Consider the following 21,962-nt stretch of genomic DNA (forward strand, 5'->3'; position numbering starts at 1 on the left):
CCATGACCACCGACACACTTCCCACCATCACCACGTACGACCTCGACGTGACCACCACCCGCGAACTCAACGCGGCGCTACAGGCGACCGAAGCACCCGCCGCCGCACACGTCACCAATCCTTTAGGCCAGCATGCGCTTGCGTGCGGACTGAACCGGCCGATCGACGTGCACATCGACGGACACGTGGGGTACTACGCCGCCGGAATGAACCAGCATGCCCGTGTCACGATCGAAGGCAACGCCGGGGTGGGCGTCGGGGAGAACATGATGTCCGGCACCGTGCGGGTGACGGGCGATGCGTCCCAGTCCGCAGGCGCGACAGCACACGGCGGACTGCTCGTGATCGAAGGCAACGCCGCAGCACGGTGCGGGATCTCGATGAAAGGGGTCGACATCGTCGTCGGCGGCAACATCGGCCACATGAGTGCGTTCATGGGGCAGGCCGGACGACTGGTGGTTCTCGGTGACGCAGGGGAAGCCCTGGGCGATTCGCTGTACGAGACACGGATCTACGTGCGGGGCAAAGTCGCCTCGCTCGGCGCCGACTGTGTCGCGAAACAGATGCGCCCCGAGCATCTCGCCGAGTTACAGGACCTGCTCGACGCCGCAGGATTCGACGCCGACCCGGCCGAGTTCACGCGCTACGGCTCCGCTCGCACCCTGTACCACTTCCACGTCGACAACGCGTCGGCGTACTGATCCCGACCCGCACGAGAGCGAGGAGACCTCCATGACCTTCCAGCCCGGACTGCGCGAATCGGCGACCTTCGACCGCAACGTCATCCACGAAATCCAGCGCGCCGCCGACACCGGCATCTACGACATCCGCGGCTGGGGCGCCAAACGCAAGGTCCCCCATTTCGACGACCTGCTGTTCCTCGGTTCCTCCATGTCCCGCTATCCCCTCGAGGGCTACCGGGAGAAGTGCGACACCGATGTCGTGCTCGGCGATCGTCACGCGAAGTACCCGCTCCATCTCGACACCCCGGTCACGATCGCCGGTATGAGTTTCGGAGCACTGTCCGGAGGAGCCAAGGAAGCCCTCGGGCGAGGCGCGAGCGAGGTCGGCACGTCCACCACCACCGGCGACGGTGGTATGACCCCCGAAGAACGGGGGCAGTCCAAAACGCTGGTGTACCAGTACCTTCCGTCGCGCTACGGGATGAACCCCGACGACCTGCGCAAAGCCGACGCCATCGAGATCGTGCTCGGGCAGGGTGCGAAACCCGGCGGCGGCGGCATGTTGCTGGGACAGAAGATCACCGAGCGGGTCGCGGGGATGCGCACTCTCCCGGTCGGCATCGACCAGCGCAGCGCGTGCCGGCACCCGGACTGGACCGGACCGGACGATCTCGCAATCAAGATCATCGAACTCCGAGAGATCACCGGCTGGGAGAAGCCGATCTACGTCAAGATCGGCGCGACCCGGACGTATTACGACGTCAAGCTCGCAGTGAAGGCCGGGGCGGACGTGGTCGTTGTCGACGGTATGCAGGGTGGTACGGCCGCGACCCAGGATGTCTTCATCGAACACGTCGGGATCCCGACCCTCTCCGCGATCCCGCAGGCGGTACAGGCCCTGCAGGAGATGGGCGTGCACCGCACTCCCGGTGGGGTGCAACTCATCGTCTCGGGCGGCATCCGGTCGGGTGCCGACGTCGCGAAGGCGATGGCACTCGGCGCCGACGCCGTCGCGATCGGGACCGCGGCGCTGATCGCACTCGGGGACAACGACCCCAGGTACCAGGCGGAGTACGAGCAGCTCGGCTCGGCCGCCGGTTTCTACGACGATTTCCAGGACGGCAGGGATCCGGCGGGCATCACGACGCAGGATCCGGAGTTGCAGAAAAACTTCGATCCGGTGGAGGGCGGGCGCCGGCTCGCGAACTACCTGCGGGTTCTCACCATGGAGGCCCAGACGATCGCGCGGGCGTGCGGTAAGTCGCATCTGCGCAATCTCGAGCCGCAGGACCTGGTGGCCCTGACGATCGAATCCGCGGCGATGGCCCGTGTGCCCCTGGCGGGCACCGACTGGATTCCCGGCCGGTCCGCCTGACCTGAGCCGCCGACAAGCACCTCCGATCCGTCACGGATCGGAGGTGCTTGTCGGTTGTCCACTGTCGGTAAACAGGATGTAGTCTGCCGATATGACCAGACCGGACCGCGCGGTCCTCCACGACACCTCCGGCCGGGAGGTCCCCCGGGACACCCCCACCGGCGTCGACCTCGAGCGGGCCATCGCACACCAGGTCCGGGCGCTGCGCCTCGCCAGCGGACTCTCCGTCGGAGACATGGCCGCGAAAGTCGGCATCTCAAAGGCGATGCTCTCGAAGATCGAGAACGCTCAGACGTCGTGCAGTCTCTCGACACTCGCACGGCTGGCCGCAGGTCTCGATGTGCCCGTCACATCGCTGTTCCGAGGTGCAGACGCACACCGGGAGGCCGTGTTCACCAAGAGTGGTCAGGGCGCCGAGATCGTCGGCCGCGGCACCCGCGCCGGCCACCACTACGAGCTGCTCGGCGCGCTTCGCGGACAACACCAGCGTCTCGAGCCGGTGCTGGTGACGCTCACCGACGCGAGCGACGTCTTCCCGCTCTTCCAGCATCCCGGCACCGAACTGCTGTACATGCTCGAGGGCGAAATGCTCTACGGCCACGGCGATTCGGAATATCGCCTCACCGCCGGAGACTCGCTTCTGCTCGACGGTGAGGGCGTGCACGGCCCCAACGAACTCGTCTCACTGCCGATCCGGTTCCTCGCCGTGACCGCCTACCCCGACAATCACCAGAGATGACGGCGCCCCCGCCGGAAGCCGGCGGGGGCGCGTCGTCCGCTCACGACGTCGAGGACATCTCCATTACGTGGTGGGCACGATGATGTCGCGATCCTCCGCGAAATCGGAGGGACGCATCTTCGACTGCGTACCGGTGGTGAAGGAATCCATCACGTACGCGGTTTCGCCGTGCACCGGAACATCGATCCCCATCTTCTCGGTCTCGGCGTCCACCCGGATACCCATGATCTTGTCGAGGACTTTCGCGATGAGGAAGGTCACCACGAACGAGTACGCGAACACCGCAGCCATCGCGACGATCTGGCGACCGAGGAAGTCGATGCCGCCTCCGAAGAACAGGCCGTCGACGCCGGCCGGAGCGGCGGCGGTCGCGATGAACGCGATGAGGGTCGTGCCGACGACACCGCCCATGAGATGGATGGCGACGACATCGAGGGAGTCGTCGTAGCCCATCTTGAACTTCCAGCCCACCGCGAAACAGCTCACCGCACCCGCGACGACACCGATCGCGAGGGCACCGAGGGGCGAGACCAGGCTCGCGGCAGGCGTGATGCCGACCAGGGCGGCGATCATGCCGGACACCGCGCCGAGCGTGGTGGCGTGTTTCTCCGTGATGCGCTCGACGAGGATCCAGCCCAGCAGGCCCGCCACGGCTGCGGCCATCGTGTTGAGGACGACCACGCCCGCGGTGTGGTTGGCCCCGCCCGCGGACCCACCGTTGAATCCGAACCAGCCGAACATGAGGATGCCGCCGCCGAGCACGACGAGCGGAAGGCTGTGGGGACGCGCCACATGCGGGAAGCCACGCCGGGCACCGAGCGCGAGTGCGACCGCGAGCGCGGCGACGCCGGCGTTCATGTGGACGGCGGTGCCGCCCGCGAAGTCGTGCGCGCCGAGCGCGTTGGCAATCCAACCGCCCTTGGTGCCGGCATCTTCGTCGTCGAACGCGAACACCCAGTGCGCGACCGGGAAGTACACCAGGACGAGCCAGATCCCTGAGAACACGAGCCACGCGGAGAACTTCATCCGGTCCGCGACCGCGCCCGCGATGATCGCCACCGTGATTCCTGCGAAGAGCAGGTGGAAGGCGGCGGTGAGGGCGGCCGGAATCCCGCCGGCCGGGTCTTCTTCGAGCAGCGAGGCGAGTCCGACGTCCGTGAACGGATTGCCGATGAGGCCGAGTCCGCCGACGCTGTCGCCGAGCACCGCGCCGGGGCCGAAGAAGACCCACACCACGCCCGCCACAGCGAAGCCTCCGAGCACCATCATGATCATGTTGAGCGCACTCTTGATGCCGAGCATTCCGCCGTAGAACAGCGCGAGGCCCGGGACCATCAGTGCGACGGCCGTGAACGCCGCCAGAATCCAGGCGGTATCCGCGGCAGCAAGTGCCTGTTCCATAGGGTCACCTTGTCCAGTCCTGAGGGAAGACCTTTCGGCCCATCGATCGGCGACTGTCTTTCCTTGTTCATCACCGTTCCCTGAGAGTGGACCCAGCATGTAAACCCGCACACTCCCGAGCCGTGAAGATCTCGTTACGGTCCCGGAGTCGCCCGGTACGCGAGCCGCCCGGCTCCGCACGGGCCGCGGGAGCGTTCCGGCGCCGACTTCCGTATCGTGGAAAGACCACACCTCGGCCGGGAACGGAAGCCGCACCCCGCCGGGGAACGCATGCGACCAGGCCGAACGAGACACCGCGACCACGAACACCGCTGCTACCCCAGCGATTACAGAACTGCCGAGAGCTCCCCGCTCCGGCATCGGAGGTGAGTGATGGGACGCGTGACCGCCCGTCGACCTGTCCTGCGCATCACGGCGGACCGGGTGTCGCGGCGACCCGACACCCTCGCCGTCGAGGAACCGCTCGAAATTCGGCTCGGCGGCGACGCGCTGACGATCACGATGCGAACCCCCGGTCACGATGTCGATCTGGTCCACGGATTCCTGTTGAGTGAGGGCATGATCGGCGGCCGGGAGGATGTCGCGGCGGTCCGGTACTGCAACGGAGTCGACGAGACCGGCGCCAACACCTACAACGTGCTCGACGTCGCGCTCGCCCCCGGCGTCACGATCGGCGAGGGAGTCGGCAGGCGCTCGTTCACCACCACGTCGGCGTGTGGCGTGTGCGGCAAGGAATCGCTGGACCAGGTGCGGACGCGGACGCGGTTTCCGCTCACCGACGCGGACTCGCCCATGGTCGCGGCCGGGACACTCACGACGATGCCCGACGCGCTGCGCCGGAAGCAGCAGGTGTTCGCCTCGACCGGCGGCCTGCACGCCGCAGCACTGTTCACTCCGGACGGCGAACTACTAGCTGTGCGCGAGGACGTCGGCCGGCACAACGCGGTCGACAAGGTCCTCGGCTGGGCGCTCACCGGCGATCGGGTCCCGCTCTCGGACAGTGTGCTCATGGTGAGCGGGCGCGCGTCGTTCGAACTCGTCCAGAAAGCCGTGATGGCCGGGGTGCCGATGCTCGCCGCGGTGTCGGCACCGTCGTCCCTCGCCGTGGATCTCGCCGCGGAGTCGGGGCTGACCCTCGTGGGGTTCCTCCGCGGCGAGACCATGAACCTCTACACGGCGCCCGAGCGCATCAAGGTGGGTTGAGCAGACGCGGTCAGTCCACGTTCGGCGCCCACTGCACGCCGTTGATGTGGCTACCGCCGTCGACGAACAGCGTGTTGCCGGTCAGGTAACGCGAATCGTCGCTCGCCAGGAACGCCACGACGGTGCCGATATCGTCGAGAGGGTCACCGATCCGGCCCATCGGGTTCGCTGCCGCCTGGGTCGCGGCCATGCCCGGATCTGCCTCCGCGACCCGTCGGTACGCGGCACTCTGCGCACCGGGACAGATGACATTGCAGCACACCTGCTTCGGCGCCCACTCCCGCGCAGCAGTGCGAGTCATGCTGCGCAGGGCTTCCTTCGACGCGTTGTAGGCGACCGAATACATGTGCGCGTTGACGCCGTTGAGGCTGCACATGTTGATCACCCGCCCGGTTCCGCGCCGCGCCAATTCGGGGTACGCGCGCTGCATCGCCCAGAACGCGGCCATCACGGCCATGTCGAATCCGTCCCGCATGCTGTCCTCGGGCGTCTTCTCCATCCGCGCGAAACCCAGCGACCGCCAGGCGTTGTTGACGAGGATGTCGAGGCGGCCGAACTCGCGAGCTGCGGTGTCCACCATCGCGTGCACCTGCTCACGATCGGTGACGTCGGTGCGGACGAACTCCGCACGGACACCCCATTGATCGGTCAGCCACCGCGCGGTGTCGGCGCCGGCGTCCTCGTCCACTTCGGCGACCAGCACGCTCGCACCCTCGCGGGCCAGTGCACCCGCCACACCGCGCCCGATTCCCATACCGGCTCCGGTGACCACCGCGACCCGCCCGTCCAACTTGCCCATGCCGACTTCCTTCCAGGTTGGGGAGATGTTCACCGACGGCCCGTCAGCGCGGGCGGGGAACCGTCTTGTCGATGAACAGTGCCTCCACGGACACACACACGGTGCCGTCCGCGGTCTTGATCTCACCGACCGTGTCGATCTTGCGCCCGTCCTGCCGGACCAACCGTCCGGTCACGGTGAGGGGTTCGAACAAAGGGGTGGGCCGGTGGTACCGGACGTTGAGTTGCGCGGTGGCGCCACTGCGTCCGGCCCAGGCGTTCGCAACACCGAGCGTGTGGTCGATCAGCAATGCGGCGACGCCGCCGTGTACATGCCCGGGGGGACCCTGGTACGGGAATGTCAGCGTGACAACCCCTTCCACCGATCCGTCCTCGCGACCGGCGAGCACCAACGGCGGCGCCAGCGCGTTCTCGGGTCCGGTGACGGGGTCATGACGGGTCACGCCCTCCCCGTGCCACATGTCGATCAGACGTTCCTGCACCTCGGGCGCGTGCTCCTCGAGGTGAGCGGCGATGCTGTCGAGTTCTTCCGCGACCCGCTCGAGGTTCGCGTTGTTGCGGTCGGTGCGCAGAAGCGCGTCCACCACGCGCCGAGCGGCGGATGCGGCCCGGTCGACGGCGGTGTCCTGCGGCGCGGAGGTGAGGATCGTGCCGTCGGGAGCGTTCCCGACGGTCGGGTGGACGTTCGGATCGACTCTCATCGGATCTCCATCGTGGCGTGGGTGAGTACCGGCCCGCCGTCTCGCTCGGGGCACGTGGCGACAATCGTCAGAGTGTCGCCGTCGCGCCACACTGCCGTCTCGATCGTCTCCCCCGGGTACAGCGACCCTGCGAAGCGGACCGAGAACGACCGGACGCGCGTGGGGTCTCCGTCGAGCAGACCGTCGACCACGGCCTTGCACACGACGCCGTACGAGGCCAGCCCGTGCAGGATCGGCCGGTCGAAGCCCGCCGACTTCGCGAAATCCGGATCGGCGTGCAGCGGGTTCATGTCGGCGCTGAGCCGATACACCAGCGCCTGCTGCGGTGACGTCGGCGATACCAGGACCTTGTCGGCCTCCCGCTCGGGCACCGTGCTCGAAGTCTCGGGCCCGGCGGCGCCACCGAAGCCGCCCTCGCCGCGCGCCCAGATCTGCATTGCCGTGGTCCACAACGGCTTTCCGTCGGAGTCCACCGCGGACTGTTCGAGGACGATCACCGCGGCCTTGCCCTTGTCCCACACGTCGGACACCCGCGACGAGAGGGTCGCGGAACCCGACACCGGAATCGGAGCGTGCACCGTGACGGACTGCCCGCCGTGGAGGATTCTGCGCAGGTCGATGTCGATCCCCGGCAGGTTCAGTCCGGCATGCGTCACCGCGCCGGCTGAGATGCCCTGCCCCGCGACCATGGCGAAAGTCGGGAGGACCCTCAGATTCTTCTCGTAGACCCAGCGCAGTTCGGCAGGGTCGAGGGAGTCGGCACCCGCCCCCAGGCCGAGGTGATAGAGGATCACGTCCCGCTCCGTCCAGCGGGCGGCGCGGACGGTGGGATCGGCTGTCAGCGCGGCGGTCACATCGATCGGCATGGGGTTACGACTCCTTCGAGAGGGTGCGGGACCGGCAGTGGGTCACTTTCCGGGTTCGGGATCACGCGGCAGACCGAGGATCCGCTCGCCGATGATGTTCAGCTGGACGTTCGTGGTGCCACCGGCGATGGACATGCACTGCGCGTTGAGGAACATCTGCGTCGCAGACCAGCGATCCTGTCCGCCGATCAGCGACGACGGGCCGGCCCACTCCATCGCCACTTCCCACACCTGCTGGAGGTGCTCGACTCCGAGCAGCTTGGCAATCGACGATTCGGCGCCGGGCTGCGCACCGGTCAGGGACCGAAGAGTCGAGCGCAGGCCCATGAGGCCGCCGGATTGGGCGTCGCACAGCACCTTGCCGAGCACGGTGAGTTGTTCGTCGTCGAGTCCGCCGGGTACCGACTCGGCCAGCGACAGCAGGGCTTCGCCGCCCGCACCGAGCGACGAGTCGTGCGAGAGCGACACCCGCTCGTTGGCGAGAGTCGTGCGGGCGAGCTTCCAGCCGTCGCCCGGCTCACCTACGAGGCATTCGTCGGGGACGAACACGTCGTCGATGAACACCTCGTTGAACAGAGCCTCGCCGGTGATCTCTCGCAGCGGGCGAATATCGAGCCCCTCGGTGTTCTTGATGTCGATCAAGAAGTACGAAAGTCCCTTGTGTTTGGGCACGCTCGCGTCCGTCCGCGCGAGGCAGATACCCCAATCCGCGACCCGCGCCATCGAGGTCCAGACCTTCTGCCCTTGCAGCTTCCACCCGCCGTCGACCTTGGTGGCCTTGGTGGAGAGCGACGCGAGGTCGGATCCGGCTCCGGGTTCCGAGAACAGCTGGCACCACACGATGTCACCGCGCAGCGATCCGGGCACCAGGCGCTCGATCTGCTCCTCGTTACCGTGCGCGAGCAGGGTGGGCACCACCCAGTTGCCGATGATCATGTCGTGCGGTTCGAGTTCCGCGGCGCGCAGTTCCTCGGCGATGACGAGTTGGGTCACCGGGTCGGCGCTCTTGCCCCACGGCGCGGGCAGATACGGCGAGGTGTAGCCCTTCTCCGCGAGGTACGCCTTGCGCTCGGCACCCTCGAGGTCCGATGCGGGCGCGAGTTCGACGCGGACATCCGCGCGGATCTGTTCCGCCTCGGGAGGCAGTTCGATGCCGAGCACACGCCGCGCACCGTCCAGGGTGAGTGCCGCGACACGGCGCTTCCAGGATGCGGTGGAACCCGACAGGATTCGCAGCGTCTGTGCGCGTCGCATGTACAGGTGGGCGTCGTGTTCCCACGTGTATCCGATTCCGCCGAGAATCTGGATGCAATCCTTGGTGACCTGGAACGCGGACTCGAGTGCGACAGCGGCCGCAACGGCAGAGGCCAGCGAGGATTCGGCTGCCGGAACGTCTTCGCCGAGTGCGCGCGCCGCATCCCACGCCGTGACACGGGCCTGCTCGGTGAGGCCGAGCATTCGTGCGGCCTTGTGCTTGACGCCCTGGAACTGGCCGATTACCCGTCCGAACTGCTGACGGACTCGGGCGTAGTCGGCGGCGGTGGTCGTAGCCCAGTCGGCGAGGCCGGAAGCCTCGGCGGCGAACAGCGTCGCGGCGATGTCGAGCACCCGCTGGGGTGCGGCCTCGAGTACCTCGAAGGCTGTCAGCGGCAGATCGTTCACGGTCACTTCGGCGTTCCGGCGGACCACGTCGTAGCCGGGCAGGTCGGTGACGTCGAGACGGTCACGGTGGACGAGCACGAAGGCGAGCTCACCGGCATCGTGCGCTGCGAGCAGGAACAGATCGCCCACCTGCCCGCCGAGTACGTGGCTCGAGGTGCCGGACAGGGTGGCCGAGTCGCCGTCGCGAGAGATCTTCAGACCGCCCGGTTGCAGGGACACGGCACCGAACACCGAACCGTCCGCCAGGCCGGCGAGTTCGTCGGTGCGGCCGGCGTCGTGCAGCACGGCAGAGACGACGACCGTCGGCAGAAACGGGCCGGGAACCATGGAACGGCCGAGTTCTTCTGCCACGATTGCTGTTTCGAGCAAGGTGAATCCGGCACCACCGACCGCCTCGGGCAGGTGGAGACCGAGCATTCCCAGTTCCGCGAGCGAACCCCAGTACGACGGCCGGGCTTCGGTCTTGGCCTCGACGGCCTCACGGATCACCGCCGGCGTGGCGTGCCGTCCGGCCCAGCCCCGCACGGAGTCGCGCAGGTCGCAGTCATCATCGCTCAAGCCGAGAGTCACGAACGCATCCTTTGTTAGAAGAAATTCCGAATGACGGGTGGGCGAACAGCCTCGACACGGCGATCCGCCGGGGCGAGCGGGGTGTCAGATGCGCTCGATGACGGTGGCGGTCGAGAGCGCACCGCCCGCGCACATGGTGACCAAAGCAGTGGAGCCGTTGGACCGTTCGAGTTCGTGCAATGCGCTGGTGATCAGTCGCGACCCGGTGGAGCCGACGGGATGGCCGAGCGCGATCGCACCGCCGTTGACGTTGACCTTGCTCATGTCTGCCTTGTACACCTGCGCCCACGACAGAACCACCGACGCGAACGCCTCGTTGATTTCCACGATATCGATGTCCGACAACGACATTCCGGTTCGCTCGAGAACGGCTCGGGTCGAATCGATCGGGCCGTCGAGATGGTAGTACGGATCGGAGCCGACCAGCGTGGAGGCGAGGATTCTGGCGCGCGGCCGCAGTCCGGCTTCCCGCGCAGCATCCTCGCTCATCAGCAACACCGCAGCCGCGCCGTCGCTGACCTGCGACGAGTTGCCGGCGGTGTGGATTCCGCCTTCGATGACAGGCCGCAGGCCCGCCAGTCCCTCAGCGGTGGTCTCGCGGAGTCCGCCGTCGCGGGTGACGGTCGCGACCTCCCCGGTGAGCTCGCCCTCCTTCGTGACGACGGGTGCGTCGACCGGCACGATCTCGCGGTCGAACCGGCCCTCGGCCCATGCGATCGCGGCGCGGCGCTGGGACTCGAGGCCGAACGCATCGACATCGTCGCGCCCGATACCGCGATTGACGGCGATCCGCTCGGCTGAGGTGAACTGGTCGCCCATGTCGATGGACCAGTCGTCGGGGTACGGGTTTCCGGTGCCCGGGGCGTTCGCCTGGCCCAGGAACACCCGGCTCATCACCTCGACGCCGCAGCCGATACCGGCATCGATCTGCCCGGACGCAATGAGACCGGCGACCATGTGCACGGCCTGCTGCGAGGAACCGCATGCGCAGTCGATCGTGGTCGCACCGGTGGAATACGGAAGGCCGGCGTGCAGCCACGCCTGCCGGGTGACGTTGTTCGACTGCTCCCCCGCCTGGGTGACGGCACCGCCGACGAGCTGACCGATCCGCTCTGCCGGCAGCCCGGTGCGGTCGAGGAGTGCCTTCTGTGCGGTGCCGAGCAGCACCGCGGGATGGACCCCCGCCAATTGACCGCGGCGGCGGCCGATCGGTGTCCGCGCAGCCTCGACGATGACGACGTTACTCATGTCACTCCTTGCCATTTCGGAAATACTGAAATTTATTCTAGGAATCAGGAGAGTGCGGAACCGTGTCGTCCCACCGAGCGGGACTGTGCACGTGAGAGGCCTCGACAGTCGACCGAAGAGGCTGGAAGAACGGTCAGCGCGGGTTGCCGGGCAGGTCGCCGAGCAGGCGGTCGCACGCGACCCGCAGGTCGGACTCGACCTCGGGAATCGATGTCCGATTGTTGAGAGCGGACTGCAGCAGGCCGAACCACAACGCCACCACGAGCCGCAGAACCGTGGCATCGCGCGTCGTCGGCTCGTCGATGCCCGCGGCGTCGAGAAGCAATTGCTGGAAATGCTGGTCGATCTTCGCCGAGTCCGGGACGGTGGCCGCGTTGGACGTGCCCGCGGACTGGAGCATCGCGTTGGCCAGCAGTGGCGCACGCAGCAGTGCCCTACCCGCCCGGACGAGCGTCTCGTAGACAGCATCGCAAGGTGACAGCGATCCGCGCGGACGCTTTTCTGCCTGCGCGTCCAGTCGATCGATCCGGTCCAGCATCACCGCGACAAACAGATGTGTCTTGGATGGGAAATACCGGTAGAGCGTGCCGAGCGCGACCCCTGCCCGTTTCGCGACCTCTTGCATCTGGACGCGCTCGAGTTCCTTCTCGGCGCCCAACTGGGCCGCCACCCTGAGAATCCGGCTGTGCCGCGCGCGCTGTTCGGCCGAAGAGGGCTCGGCGGCATCGCGCACCTCCGCAAGTCTCGGCATGCCCGCCACCCCTTCACCGATTCGGACGAAACCGAAGACGAATACTCTCATCCACGGGTACTGCTCACCACCGCGTTCCGGTAAGCGGGAAGTGCGCAGGCGTCGAGATCGCCTGTAGCGCTGCGGAAATCCCTCCCCGACTTCGCCCCGGAGTGCTGTAGTTCACACCTTCGATCTCGGACCACGAAACCGCTCGCACCAGGCACTCCACCCGTGCACCACCCCTGGTAGCCCACCGGGAAAACACGCACGGGTGCACGGCTCACTCCGCCGACCGGAGAACCGCCCTGGCCCAGCGATAGCCGGCTTCGAACAGATCGGCACGATCGAGCGACGTCTAAATTCCTTCCGACAGAAGCGAAAAGGGCTTCGCTAAGGTTTCACGCCGTCAGCGCGTGATCTGCGACACTCTCGCTCAGTGGGACAGGCCACGCCACAGGTATGCCGTCGTCACAAACTAGAATCAATACTAATTCTGCGAGTCGGGTTTCTGCTCGTGGCAACGCAACACCGGAGGCATCCATGGGTGAATCAGTCAGCTTGTCCGGTCGCAGCGCCGTCGTGACAGGGGCCGGTGCCGGTCTCGGGCGCGCCGAGGCTCTCGCACTGGCTGCAGCCGGTGCCGCCGTCGTCGTCAACGACATGGGCGACGCCGCACACCAGGTCGCGGAAGAGATCGTCGCGTCGGGCGGACAGGCGATCGCCGTCACCGGCGACGTTTCCGACTGGTCGCTGGGTGGCCGCCTCGTCGAAGAGTCGGTCAAGGCGTTCGGCTCCTTCGACATCCTCGTCAACAATGCCGGCATCATCCGCGACAAGATGATCTTCAACCTCACCGAATCCGACTGGGACGACGTGATTCGCGTGCACCTCAAGGGACACGCCGCGACGTCCCACGCCGCCGCCGTCCACTGGCGCGCAGCCAGCAAGGAAACCGGTGGCCCCGTCTACGGCCGCGTCATCAACACGTCGTCGGAAGCATTTCTCTTCGGTTCTGCCGGACAGCCGAACTACTCGGCCGCCAAGGCGGGCATCACCGCCCTGACGCTGTCCACCGCACAGGGGCTCTCCCGCTACGGCGTCACCGCGAACGCGATCTGCCCGCGTGCCCGCACAGCGATGACGGCGGAGGCGTTCGGTGAGGCCGACGCTGCGAACACCGGTCTCGACCCGCTCGCACCCGAGCGTGTCGGCACCCTCGTCTCGTACCTTGCCTCCCCCGCCTCGCACGAGATCAACGGCCAGGTGTTCGTGGTGTACGGCAAGATGGTTGCACTCATGGATTCCCCGAAGGTCGAGAACCGTTTCGACGCGGCGGGTTCGGCGTTCACCGTGGAGGAACTCGACGAACAGCTCTCGTCGTACTTCACCGGACGCGGCAAGTACGAGAACTACGCTGCCTACAGCATCGCGGAACTGGAGAAGGTCGCACTCGCAGTCGACTGATCACATCACTGCGAAGGTACCGGGCAGGCCGACAGCAAGAGGCGAACTGCACCTGACCTTCACCCGGAACAGACCTCGGCCCCGGCAGGATTTCCTGCCGGGGCCGAGGTCTGTCCGAAGAGTCGTTCGAGAAGGGGTCAGGCCGACTTCTCGCGGCGCTCACGATCGGTCTTGCGCGGCACGATCGTCGGCAACACGTTGTCGGTGACCGTCTCCGCGGTGACCACGACCTTCTCCACATCGTCGCGACTGGGGATGTCGTACATCACGGGCAGGAGGACTTCTTCCATGATCGCGCGAAGACCACGTGCGCCCGTGCCTCGCAGAATCGCCTGGTCCGCTATCGCCTCGAGGCCGTCCTGCGAGAACTCGAGTTCGACGCCGTCCATCTCGAACAACCGCACGTACTGCTTCACGAGTGCGTTCTTCGGCTCGGACAGGATCTCGACGAGCGATTCCTTGTCGAGGTTCGTCACGGACGCGACGATCGGAAGGCGTCCGATGAACTCCGGGATGAGGCCGAACTTGATGAGGTCCTCGGGCATGACATCGGCGAAGTGATCGGTGGTGTCGATCTCGGCCTTCGACCGCACCTCTGCGCCGAACCCGATGCCACGCTTGCCGATTCGATCCGACACGATCCTCTCGAGGCCGGCGAAAGCACCCGCGACGATGAACAGCACGTTCGTGGTGTCGATCTGGATGAATTCTTGGTGGGGATGCTTACGTCCACCCTGCGGTGGCACCGACGCCTGCGTCCCCTCGAGAATTTTGAGCAGCGCCTGCTGCACGCCTTCGCCCGACACGTCGCGCGTGATCGACGGGTTCTCGCTCTTGCGCGCGATCTTGTCTACCTCGTCGATGTAGATGATGCCGGTCTCGGCGCGCTTGACGTCGTAGTCCGCGGCCTGGATCAGCTTGAGGAGGATGTTCTCGACGTCCTCACCCACATAACCCGCCTCGGTGAGCGCAGTGGCATCGGCGATGGCGAACGGCACATTCAGCATCTTCGCGAGGGTCTGTGCCAGGTACGTCTTGCCACACCCGGTAGGCCCGAGCAGCAGGATGTTGGACTTCGCCAGTTCGACGGCCTCACCACGGGCGTCGCGGGCCTTGTCGCCGGCCTGGATCCGCTTGTAGTGGTTGTACACCGCGACCGCGAGCGTCCGCTTCGCAGAGTCCTGGCCGATCACGTAGTTGTCGAGGAAGTCACGAATCTCGGCGGGCTTGGGCAGTTCGTCGAGCTTGACCTCGCTGGTTTCGGCGAGCTCTTCCTCGATGATCTCGTTGCACAGATCGATGCACTCGTCACAGATGTAGACGCCCGGCCCCGCAATGAGCTTCTTGACCTGCTTCTGGCTCTTTCCGCAGAACGAGCACTTGAGCAGGTCTCCGCCGTCACCGATACGTGCCATCTGTCAGGTCCCTACTTCCTCGTGTGCGTGCAACTGCTGCCGCGATCTTCGTTGCGCGCCGGCCCGGGGAGCGGGCCCTTGCTCGACCGTACCCGGAGTCCGGCGTTCGGGTCGACTGGTTCCCGGCGTTTCCGGCCACATTTGTCGGCCCCGCACCTGGTCCCGCTCACAATTGCACATCGACCCGGCCCGGACCACGAGACACGCGGTCGGGCCGGGCCGTTCGGCTACTTCTGGGCTGAGAGCTTCCGGTATTCGAGAACGTTGTCGATCAATCCGTATTCGACGGCCTCCGCGGCGGTCAGGATCTTGTCGCGATCGGTGTCCTTGCGGATCTGCTCCGCGTCCTTACCGGTGTGCCGAGCGAGGGTCGTCTCCATGAGACGGCGCATCCGCTCGATCTCCGCGGCCTGGATCTCGAGGTCGGAAACCTGACCCTGAATCCCGCCGGTCGAGGGCTGATGAATGAGAACCCGCGCGTTCGGCAGGGCCAGGCGCTTGCCCGGCGTGCCGGCAGCGAGGAGCACGGCTGCTGCCGACGCGGCCTGGCCGAGGCACACCGTCGTGATGTCGGCGCGTACGTACTGCATCGTGTCGTAGATCGCCATGAGCGAGGTGAACGAACCACCGGGCGAGTTGATGTACATCGTGATGTCGCGGTCCGGGTCCAGCGACTCGAGCACCAGCAGCTGCGCCATGACGTCGTTGGCCGACGCGTCGTCGACCTGCACACCGAGGAAGATGATGCGCTCTTCGAACAGCTTGTTGTACGGGTTGGATTCCTTGACGCCGTAGCTCGAGTGCTCGATGAACGAGGGCAGGATGTAGCGGCTCGCCGGAGAGGCCGGAGCTTGGCCGCCGAGCTGGCGCGGATCGAACATGTTGGTCATCGCTTCTCCAAGAATTCGTGGGGCGTGGAGCGGGTCGGTGAGTACCCGGGGATCAGTTGCCGGTACCGCCGGCCTGCTGGGCCCGTGCGACGACGTGGTCGACGAAGCCGTACTCGAGTGCCTGCTGAGCGGTGAACCACCGGTCGCGGTCCGAGTCCTTGGTGATCTGCTCGACGGTCTGCCCCGTGTGCTCGGCGATCAGCTCCGCCATCTCCCGCTTGGTGTGCGCGAACTGCTCGGCCATGATCGCGATGTCGCTCGCGGTGCCGCCGATACCGGCGGACGGCTGGTGCATCATGATCCGCGCGTGCGGAAGGGCATAACGCTTGCCCTGGGTGCCGGCCGACAACAGGAACTGACCCATCGACGCGGCCAGACCCATCGCGAAAGTCGCCACGTCGCACTCGACGAACTTCATCGTGTCGTAGATCGCCATACCCGCGGTGACCGAACCACCCGGGGAGTTGATGTACAGCGAGATGTCGCGGTTGGGGTCCTCCGCCGACAGCAGGAGGATCTGTGCGCAGAGCTTGTTGGCGATGTCGTCGTCGACCTGGGTGCCGAGGAAGATGATCCGCTCGCGAAGCAGGCGTTCGTACACCGAGTCGCTGAGGTTGAGCCCAGCGGTGGCCGAGGTCATCGTCGGACCGATGGATGTCGCCGGATTCTGATGAGTCACGGGTACCTGCCTTCTCGTCAATCGTGGATTGCTGACACTGACACTAACGAAGAGGGGCGGCACCGGATGCCCGGTGCCGCCCCTCTTCGCTCAAAGCGGAAAAAATCCGACTACTCGGAGGCGGAATCCTCGGTGCTCTCGGCAGCCGAATCCTCGGCATCCGCGTCGTCCTTCTTGGTGCCGAACAGCTCGCTCGTGTCGACGGACGCACCGGTGGTGTCGGTGACGGTCACGCGGTCGACCACCGAACCGAGCGCCTTGCCGCGACGCACGTCGGCGAACACGGCACCGAGCTGGTTGGCCTGGCTGATCTGCTGGATGAACTGCTCGGGCGGGATGCCGTAGCGCTGAGCCTGGAAGAAGATCCGCTCGGTGAGCTCCTGCTGCTCGACGGTGGTGCCCTCCGCCTCGGCGATCGCATCCAGGAGCAGCTGGGTCTTCACGGAGCGCTCGGCGGACTCGCGAGCCTCCTTGTCGAACTCCTCGCGGCTCGAACCCTGTGCCTCGAGCAGCTTGTCGAGCTGCGCTTCGTCGTGGTCGAGCTCGTGGATCGCGTCGTGGACGGCGCTGTCGACCTCGGCCTGAACGACCGCGTCGGGAAGCGGGATCTCGACGGTGTCGAGCAGAACCTCGAGAACCTTGTCGCGGATCTGACCGGCCTGCTCGACCTTCTTGACGCGCTCGACACGCTCACGCAGGTCGGCGGTCAGCTCGTCGATGGTGTCGAACTCGCTCGCGAGCTGCGCGAAATCGTCGTCGGCCTCGGGGAGCTCGCGCTCCTTGACCGAGTTGACCTTGACGGTGACGACGGCCTTCCGACCGGCGAACTCTCCGGCCAGCAGGGTGGACTCGAAGTCCTTCGACTCGCCGGCGGAGGTGCCGATGATCGCTTCGTCGAGACCGTCGATGAGCTGGCCGGAACCGACCTCGTGCGACAGTCCCTCGGTGGCAGCCTCGGTGACCTCTTTGCCGTCGACGGTCGCCGACAGGTCGATGGAGACGAAGTCGCCGTCCTGCACGGGGCGATCGACGCCCGTGAGGGTGCCGAAACGCTGTCGCAGCGACAGCAGCTGCTCGTCGATGTCCTCGTCGGTGATCTCGACGGGATCGACGGTCACGGAGATCTCGGAGAAGTCCGGGAGGGTGATCTCGGGACGCACGTCTACCTCGGCGTTGAAGACGAGCTCCACGTTGTCTTCGAGCTTGGTGACGTCGATCTCGGGCTGTCCCAGGACCTTGACCTCGTTGGCGGTCACGGCCTCGCTGTAACGAGACTGGATGGCGTCGTTGACGACCTGCTCGAGCACGGCGCCGCGTCCGACACGGGCCTCGAGGATCTTGCGGGGCGCCTTGCCCGGACGGAAGCCCGGGATGCGCACCTGTCCTGCGAGGGACTGGAAGGCGCGGTCGAAATCAGGCTGGAGCTCCTCGAAGGGCACCTCAACGTTGATACGGACTCGCGTCGGGCTCAGCTGCTCGACGGTGCTCTTCACGGGACATGCTCCTTCTGTCGTGCTGTCTGGTCGGTCGTTCGTTTCACTACTGAGCGCGCTGACGCCGTTCGATCTGGTCGGGATGACAGGATTCGAACCTGCGACCCTCCGCTCCCAAAGCGGATGCGCTACCAAGCTGCGCCACATCCCGTCACCGGCACCCCTAGAGCATCCCTGGGGACCCGCAGCAGGAATCCTACGGCCCCCCGATTATGAATTCCAAAGCGAGGTTCGGTACAGTCTCATCCTGCACGGAGCGGACACCGCAGAAGCGGTGAAAGTTGCAGCAACGGGGATGTAGCTCAATGGTAGAGCCCCAGTCTTCCAAACTGGCTACGCGGGTTCGATTCCCGTCATCCCCTCCATAGCGGGACGCCCGCCGACCACCAGGTCGGCGGGCGTTTTTCGTTACGGCGGCAAGCTGCCCGTATCGTCCGGCCACGGATCACCTTTTCGACTCGAATCCGCAAAGTGCGCTCCAAGCCGATCCCGCAGATCGTTCGATGTGACAACGTCCCCTCTGTGACAGACCCACCCGAGCGCGGCGAAGCCACCGGAGACGGCGTGCCGCGTTCGGTCGTCGTGGCAGTCGTCGTACTCGACGCAGTCCCCGACTGGGATCGGGTGACCGGGATGCTCGCACCGGGAAATCACGAGTCGCCGGGCTTCCGCCACCGGGTCGTCGATGTGCCGTTCGGTCTGGAACCCCCACGTTGGCCCGGTGGCCCGGATTCCGATCCGCCCTGGCAACTCGACCGTGTGTCCTTGCCCACACCCGCGACCTTTGCCGACGTGCTCGATTCTGCGAGGACCACTCCTCCGGTGCCGGGCTTGCGACACCCCCTGTGGCGGCTGACTCTCTTCGACGGGCTGACCGGTGGCGGGTCGGCACTGGTGATCCGGTTGCACCACCTCGCGCCTCCCGGCGACGACCCGGGCGATGTCGTCCGGTCGTGGGCTCGGTCGGCCGCACGCGGCCTCAACCGCGTCACGACCTCTCTCGTGAACTCGCTTCTCGGTGGACCCGACGGGGAAGAAGATCAGGTGTGTGTACCCGGGCGTTCTGCGTGTCGTCTCCATGTGGTCGACGTTCCGCTCGGCGACCTTCGGGCCGCGGCAGACCGGGCGGGCTGCGGACTCGAGAGCGCGTTCGTCGCCGCGATGCTGCTCGCCTGCGCCGCATACCGACGCCGCCACGGCCGGAACACAGACGAACTGCGAGCCGCGATGGCGGGCTCGGGCCACCCTCTCAGAACGGCATCGGCGGAAGGCACCGAAGATCCGGACGAGTTGATGAGACGGATCGAGACGCGGCGCGCGGGCCCGACCGAGGTCTCCGGGTCACGCCCGGTGGATCTGCGGGCTCGACGCGGCGAACCCGTGGCGGCGCTGGCGAACGAGGAGGCGCTCTTCGGCCCGCAGGACGTGTTCACTGCCACGCTCCCCGGATCGAGCGCGCCGCTCTATATCGGCGGCGCGAAGGTCGAGCGGTACTACGGTTTCGGACCGACCCACGGTGCGGCGCTGAACGCGACACTCATGTCGTATCGGTCGGGATGCTGGATCGGAATCACCGTGGACGCCGGCGCGGTGCCGGATCGAGAGGTGTTCGACGACTGTCTGCGCAGCGGAATCAGCGCCGTACTCGGCGCAACCGAGGATCCCGACGCGGACGAGATCACCGTTCAGCCGGGCTGACAGGTCGGGCACCAGAACAGGTTCCGCGCCCCCATCACCTTGTGCAGCACCGGCGTCCCGCACACGCGGCATGCCTCACCGGTGCGGCGGTACACGTACGTGCGGGGCCGGTCCTTCGCATACGACGGCATTCCCCCGTCGTGCTCGGCCCGCACGACGTGCATGCGTCCGCGCTGCGCCCCGATCTCCATGAGGTCGACGAGATCTGCCCACAGCGCGTCGAATTCGTCTCGTGTGACGTCGCGGCCGGGACGGTTGGGGTGAATGTTGTGACGGAACAACACTTCCGCGCGATAGACGTTGCCGACCCCGGCGATCACCGATTGATCCATCAGCAACGAACCGATCGGGCTGCGGGAGCGGCTCATCCGTGCCCATACCCGCTCGGGATCGGCGTCGGGTCGCAGCGGATCGGGTCCGAGTCGCGCCTCGACGGCGTCGACCTCACCCTCGGTGAGCACCTCGCATGCTGCGGGTCCGCGGAGGTCGCTGCCGTACCGCGCACCGATCATCCGCATGCGGACCTGCCCGATCGGCTCACCGAGCGGCAGTTCCGTGTCGGTGAAGGCTCCGTAGATACCGAGGTGGACATGGACGGCGAGACCGCCGTCGTAGTGGTGGAACAGATGTTTGCCCCACGCGTCCGCGTGGACGAGCACGCGGCCGTCGACTGCCCGGGCACCGTCCTCGAAGCGCCCCTGTGGGCTGGACACCCGCACCGGCCCACCCGAGTACCACTCGGTGTGCAACCGGGCGAGCCGGTGCAGGATGTGTCCTTCGGGCATCGATCAGTTTTGCGCGCCCGGCACAGCCGGAGCCACACCGGACTTCTCGTACTCCGCGAGGATGTCGATGCGACGCTGATGACGCTCTTCGTTCGACCACTCGGCCGCGAGGAAGGCGTCGACGATGGCGAGGGTTTCCTCGAGGCTGTGCATCCGGCCGCCGATGCCGATGAGCTGGGCGTTGTTGTGCTCACGGGCGAGGGTGGCGGTCTCGACGCTCCACGCCAGCGCGCAACGCGCGCCGGGGACCTTGTTCGCGGCGATCTGCTCGCCGTTGCCGCTGCCACCGAGCACGAGGCCGAGGCTGCCCTCGTCGGCGACCGTACGACGGGCCGCCTCGATGCAGAACGCCGGGTAGTCGTCCTGGGCGTCGTATTCGAAGGCGCCGCAGTCGATCGGCTCGTGGCCGTTCTTCGTCAGGTGTTCGATGATCTCGTTCTTACGTTCGAAGCCTGCATGGTCAGCTCCCAGGTACACGCGCATGGGGCCGAGTCTAACGAGGTCTCGGTCTGCCACGGCACTCGCTCCGGCGAACCGCACCCCCACCCTAAGGTTTCGCTAACCTAAGTTCCTGCTCTACTGTGAGCGATCATGTCCCGATCACACAGAAGTTCAGCGCGCGCCCTCCTCGGTGCCGCCGCAGTAGCCGGCACAGTCCTACTGTCCGCGTGCAGTTCCGGTACGACCGAGGAGCCCGCGGACGCCGGCGAGTCCTACACCGTCGAACACGCCATGGGCGAAACCACCCTCGAGGGCACCCCCGAGCGCATCGTGGTCATCGACTCGCCGCACCTCGACACCCTCGTCGCCCTCGGCATCACCCCGGTCGGCGCCACCGAATCCAGCGCGGCCAACGGCGTACCCGGTTACCTCGCCGACAAGCTCGCCGCCACCACGACGGTGGGCCTGACCTCCGAGCCCGACCTCGAGGCCATTGCGAGCCTGAATCCCGATCTCATCATCGGCGCACAGGTCCGCCACGAAGCGCTGTACCCCATGCTCTCCGCCATCGCTCCGACCGTCTTCTCTGTGAACTCCGGCACCGACTGGGAGGAGCAGGCTCGCATCACGGCCGCCGCGGTAAACGAGAGCGACGAGATGGAAACCCTCCTCACCACGCTCGACGACCGCGCCGCCCAGGTCGGCGAGGCCGTGGGAGCCGACGGTCGCACGGCCTCGATGGTCCGATTCCGCCCGGACAACTTCCGCCTGTACGGACCCGACACGTTCTCGGGCAACATCCTCACCAAGGTCGGTTTCGACCTCGGTGAACGTGACTGGAACGAGTACTCGATGCTCGAACTGAGCCCCGAGAACTACACCCGGATCGACGGCGACGTCATCTTCTTCACCAACCCCGCCGGTGATCCGAACGCGTCCACGATGGGCACCGTGACCGGGCTCTGGGGATCGCAGCCCGCAGTCCTGAGCGGAAACACCTTCGAGTTCGAGGACGAAACCTGGATGGTCGGCATCGGCGTCATCGGCGCGAACAGCATCCTCGACGACCTCGAGACCGTGCTCGGCTGACGTTCGGCCCACCCACACCCGAGGTCTCC

General features: G+C 66.6%; 20 protein-coding genes and 2 tRNA genes. 8 read left to right on the plus strand and 14 right to left on the minus strand.

Features of this window, described 5'->3' with window-relative positions; genetic code table 11:
* Positions 1-2 precede the first annotated feature (2 nt).
* The 3 genes from RDCOP1_RS03875 (at position 3) to RDCOP1_RS03885 (ending at position 2,797) form a co-directional block, all read left to right on the plus strand.
* Entirely contained in the window at positions 3-701 is a 699-nt protein-coding gene (locus tag RDCOP1_RS03875; RefSeq protein ID WP_072698898.1) for a GltB/FmdC/FwdC-like GXGXG domain-containing protein, read from the plus strand.
* Between the two features lie 31 nt (positions 702-732).
* A complete protein-coding gene (locus RDCOP1_RS03880) occupies positions 733-2,058 on the plus strand; it encodes an FMN-binding glutamate synthase family protein (RefSeq protein WP_072698693.1) in 1,326 nt (441 codons plus the stop codon).
* Between the two features lie 91 nt (positions 2,059-2,149).
* On the plus strand, positions 2,150-2,797 hold the full coding sequence (locus RDCOP1_RS03885) for a helix-turn-helix domain-containing protein (RefSeq protein WP_072698694.1): 648 nt from the start codon (positions 2,150-2,152) through the stop codon (positions 2,795-2,797).
* A 63-nt stretch (positions 2,798-2,860) separates the two neighbouring features.
* On the opposite strand, the gene RDCOP1_RS03890 is transcribed toward RDCOP1_RS03885, so the two are convergent.
* Positions 2,861-4,198: an ammonium transporter gene (locus RDCOP1_RS03890; RefSeq protein WP_072698695.1), complete on the minus strand. Its 1,338-nt coding sequence runs from the start codon at positions 4,196-4,198 to the stop codon at positions 2,861-2,863.
* A gap of 372 nt (positions 4,199-4,570) precedes the next feature.
* On the opposite strand from RDCOP1_RS03890, the gene fdhD reads away from it, so the two are divergent.
* The gene (gene fdhD / locus RDCOP1_RS03895) at positions 4,571-5,401 is read left to right on the plus strand and encodes a formate dehydrogenase accessory sulfurtransferase FdhD (protein WP_072698696.1); all 831 of its coding nucleotides are present in this window, start codon (positions 4,571-4,573) and stop codon (positions 5,399-5,401) included.
* A 10-nt stretch (positions 5,402-5,411) separates the two neighbouring features.
* Here fdhD and RDCOP1_RS03900 read toward each other — a convergent pair whose 3' ends face one another.
* The 6 genes from RDCOP1_RS03900 to RDCOP1_RS03925 all read right to left on the minus strand — a co-directional run bounded on the left by RDCOP1_RS03900 (position 5,412) and on the right by RDCOP1_RS03925 (position 11,997).
* Entirely contained in the window at positions 5,412-6,200 is a 789-nt protein-coding gene (locus RDCOP1_RS03900) for an SDR family NAD(P)-dependent oxidoreductase (protein ID WP_072698899.1), read from the minus strand.
* A gap of 43 nt (positions 6,201-6,243) precedes the next feature.
* On the minus strand, positions 6,244-6,900 hold the full coding sequence (locus tag RDCOP1_RS03905) for a PaaI family thioesterase (protein ID WP_072698697.1): 657 nt from the start codon (positions 6,898-6,900) through the stop codon (positions 6,244-6,246).
* Entirely contained in the window at positions 6,897-7,766 is an 870-nt protein-coding gene (locus RDCOP1_RS03910; protein WP_072698698.1) for a MaoC/PaaZ C-terminal domain-containing protein, read from the minus strand. The genes RDCOP1_RS03905 and RDCOP1_RS03910 overlap by 4 nt, the downstream gene beginning before the upstream one ends.
* A gap of 42 nt (positions 7,767-7,808) precedes the next feature.
* Complete coding sequence (locus tag RDCOP1_RS03915; protein ID WP_072698699.1) at positions 7,809-9,998, minus strand: acyl-CoA dehydrogenase family protein; 2,190 nt, start codon at positions 9,996-9,998, stop codon at positions 7,809-7,811.
* An 84-nt stretch (positions 9,999-10,082) separates the two neighbouring features.
* Complete coding sequence (locus RDCOP1_RS03920; protein ID WP_072698700.1) at positions 10,083-11,246, minus strand: steroid 3-ketoacyl-CoA thiolase; 1,164 nt, start codon at positions 11,244-11,246, stop codon at positions 10,083-10,085.
* 133 nt (positions 11,247-11,379) lie between these two features.
* Complete coding sequence (locus RDCOP1_RS03925; protein WP_072698900.1) at positions 11,380-11,997, minus strand: TetR/AcrR family transcriptional regulator; 618 nt, start codon at positions 11,995-11,997, stop codon at positions 11,380-11,382.
* 522 nt (positions 11,998-12,519) lie between these two features.
* On the opposite strand from RDCOP1_RS03925, the gene RDCOP1_RS03930 reads away from it, so the two are divergent.
* The gene (locus RDCOP1_RS03930; RefSeq protein ID WP_072698701.1) at positions 12,520-13,443 is read left to right on the plus strand and encodes a 3-oxoacyl-ACP reductase; all 924 of its coding nucleotides are present in this window, start codon (positions 12,520-12,522) and stop codon (positions 13,441-13,443) included.
* 137 nt (positions 13,444-13,580) lie between these two features.
* Here RDCOP1_RS03930 and clpX read toward each other — a convergent pair whose 3' ends face one another.
* The 5 genes from clpX to RDCOP1_RS03955 all read right to left on the minus strand — a co-directional run bounded on the left by clpX (position 13,581) and on the right by RDCOP1_RS03955 (position 18,071).
* Positions 13,581-14,858: an ATP-dependent Clp protease ATP-binding subunit ClpX gene (gene clpX, locus RDCOP1_RS03935; RefSeq protein WP_072698702.1), complete on the minus strand. Its 1,278-nt coding sequence runs from the start codon at positions 14,856-14,858 to the stop codon at positions 13,581-13,583.
* Positions 14,859-15,085: 227 nt separating this feature from the next.
* Entirely contained in the window at positions 15,086-15,748 is a 663-nt protein-coding gene (locus RDCOP1_RS03940) for an ATP-dependent Clp protease proteolytic subunit (protein WP_072698703.1), read from the minus strand.
* Between the two features lie 52 nt (positions 15,749-15,800).
* On the minus strand, positions 15,801-16,427 hold the full coding sequence (locus RDCOP1_RS03945; protein ID WP_072698704.1) for an ATP-dependent Clp protease proteolytic subunit: 627 nt from the start codon (positions 16,425-16,427) through the stop codon (positions 15,801-15,803).
* Positions 16,428-16,537: 110 nt separating this feature from the next.
* Complete coding sequence (tig, locus tag RDCOP1_RS03950) at positions 16,538-17,920, minus strand: trigger factor (protein WP_072698705.1); 1,383 nt, start codon at positions 17,918-17,920, stop codon at positions 16,538-16,540.
* Between the two features lie 74 nt (positions 17,921-17,994).
* Positions 17,995-18,071, minus strand: a tRNA-Pro gene (locus RDCOP1_RS03955).
* Between the two features lie 140 nt (positions 18,072-18,211).
* Here RDCOP1_RS03955 and RDCOP1_RS03960 point away from each other — a divergent pair.
* Both RDCOP1_RS03960 and RDCOP1_RS03965 read left to right on the plus strand, forming a co-directional pair.
* Positions 18,212-18,285: transfer RNA gene (locus tag RDCOP1_RS03960), tRNA-Gly, on the plus strand.
* A gap of 157 nt (positions 18,286-18,442) precedes the next feature.
* Positions 18,443-19,618 carry a wax ester/triacylglycerol synthase domain-containing protein gene (locus RDCOP1_RS03965; protein ID WP_231922966.1) on the plus strand — a complete coding sequence of 392 codons (1,176 nt, stop codon included), beginning with the start codon at positions 18,443-18,445 and terminating at the stop codon, positions 19,616-19,618.
* On the opposite strand, the gene RDCOP1_RS03970 is transcribed toward RDCOP1_RS03965, so the two are convergent.
* Both RDCOP1_RS03970 and RDCOP1_RS03975 read right to left on the minus strand, forming a co-directional pair.
* Entirely contained in the window at positions 19,606-20,403 is a 798-nt protein-coding gene (locus tag RDCOP1_RS03970) for an Fpg/Nei family DNA glycosylase (RefSeq protein WP_072698706.1), read from the minus strand. The genes RDCOP1_RS03965 and RDCOP1_RS03970 overlap by 13 nt on opposite strands.
* A gap of 3 nt (positions 20,404-20,406) precedes the next feature.
* Positions 20,407-20,886: a ribose-5-phosphate isomerase gene (locus RDCOP1_RS03975; protein ID WP_072698707.1), complete on the minus strand. Its 480-nt coding sequence runs from the start codon at positions 20,884-20,886 to the stop codon at positions 20,407-20,409.
* Positions 20,887-20,994: 108 nt separating this feature from the next.
* On the opposite strand from RDCOP1_RS03975, the gene RDCOP1_RS03980 reads away from it, so the two are divergent.
* On the plus strand, positions 20,995-21,933 hold the full coding sequence (locus RDCOP1_RS03980; RefSeq protein ID WP_072698708.1) for an ABC transporter substrate-binding protein: 939 nt from the start codon (positions 20,995-20,997) through the stop codon (positions 21,931-21,933).
* Positions 21,934-21,962: the final 29 nt, after the last annotated feature.

This window comes from Rhodococcus coprophilus NBRC 100603 (genome assembly GCF_001895045.1).
In the GTDB taxonomy this organism is placed as follows: domain Bacteria; phylum Actinomycetota; class Actinomycetes; order Mycobacteriales; family Mycobacteriaceae; genus Rhodococcus; species Rhodococcus coprophilus.

Bases quoted from the DNA above. Each gene is read 5' to 3' on its own strand.
- RDCOP1_RS03875 (WP_072698898.1), top strand. From the start codon at position 3: ATGACCACCGACACACTTCCCACCATCACCACGTACGACCTCGACGTG.
- RDCOP1_RS03880 (WP_072698693.1), top strand. From the start codon at position 733: ATGACCTTCCAGCCCGGACTGCGCGAATCGGCGACCTTCGACCGCAAC.
- RDCOP1_RS03885 (WP_072698694.1), top strand. From the start codon at position 2,150: ATGACCAGACCGGACCGCGCGGTCCTCCACGACACCTCCGGCCGGGAG.
- RDCOP1_RS03890 (WP_072698695.1), bottom strand. From the start codon at position 4,198: ATGGAACAGGCACTTGCTGCCGCGGATACCGCCTGGATTCTGGCGGCG.
- fdhD (WP_072698696.1), top strand. From the start codon at position 4,571: ATGGGACGCGTGACCGCCCGTCGACCTGTCCTGCGCATCACGGCGGAC.
- RDCOP1_RS03900 (WP_072698899.1), bottom strand. From the start codon at position 6,200: ATGGGCAAGTTGGACGGGCGGGTCGCGGTGGTCACCGGAGCCGGTATG.
- RDCOP1_RS03905 (WP_072698697.1), bottom strand. From the start codon at position 6,900: ATGAGAGTCGATCCGAACGTCCACCCGACCGTCGGGAACGCTCCCGAC.
- RDCOP1_RS03910 (WP_072698698.1), bottom strand. From the start codon at position 7,766: ATGCCGATCGATGTGACCGCCGCGCTGACAGCCGATCCCACCGTCCGC.
- RDCOP1_RS03920 (WP_072698700.1), bottom strand. From the start codon at position 11,246: ATGAGTAACGTCGTCATCGTCGAGGCTGCGCGGACACCGATCGGCCGC.
- RDCOP1_RS03925 (WP_072698900.1), bottom strand. From the start codon at position 11,997: ATGCCGAGACTTGCGGAGGTGCGCGATGCCGCCGAGCCCTCTTCGGCC.
- RDCOP1_RS03930 (WP_072698701.1), top strand. From the start codon at position 12,520: ATGGGTGAATCAGTCAGCTTGTCCGGTCGCAGCGCCGTCGTGACAGGG.
- clpX (WP_072698702.1), bottom strand. From the start codon at position 14,858: ATGGCACGTATCGGTGACGGCGGAGACCTGCTCAAGTGCTCGTTCTGC.
- RDCOP1_RS03940 (WP_072698703.1), bottom strand. From the start codon at position 15,748: ATGACCAACATGTTCGATCCGCGCCAGCTCGGCGGCCAAGCTCCGGCC.
- RDCOP1_RS03970 (WP_072698706.1), bottom strand. From the start codon at position 20,403: ATGCCCGAAGGACACATCCTGCACCGGCTCGCCCGGTTGCACACCGAG.
- RDCOP1_RS03975 (WP_072698707.1), bottom strand. From the start codon at position 20,886: ATGCGCGTGTACCTGGGAGCTGACCATGCAGGCTTCGAACGTAAGAAC.
- RDCOP1_RS03980 (WP_072698708.1), top strand. From the start codon at position 20,995: ATGTCCCGATCACACAGAAGTTCAGCGCGCGCCCTCCTCGGTGCCGCC.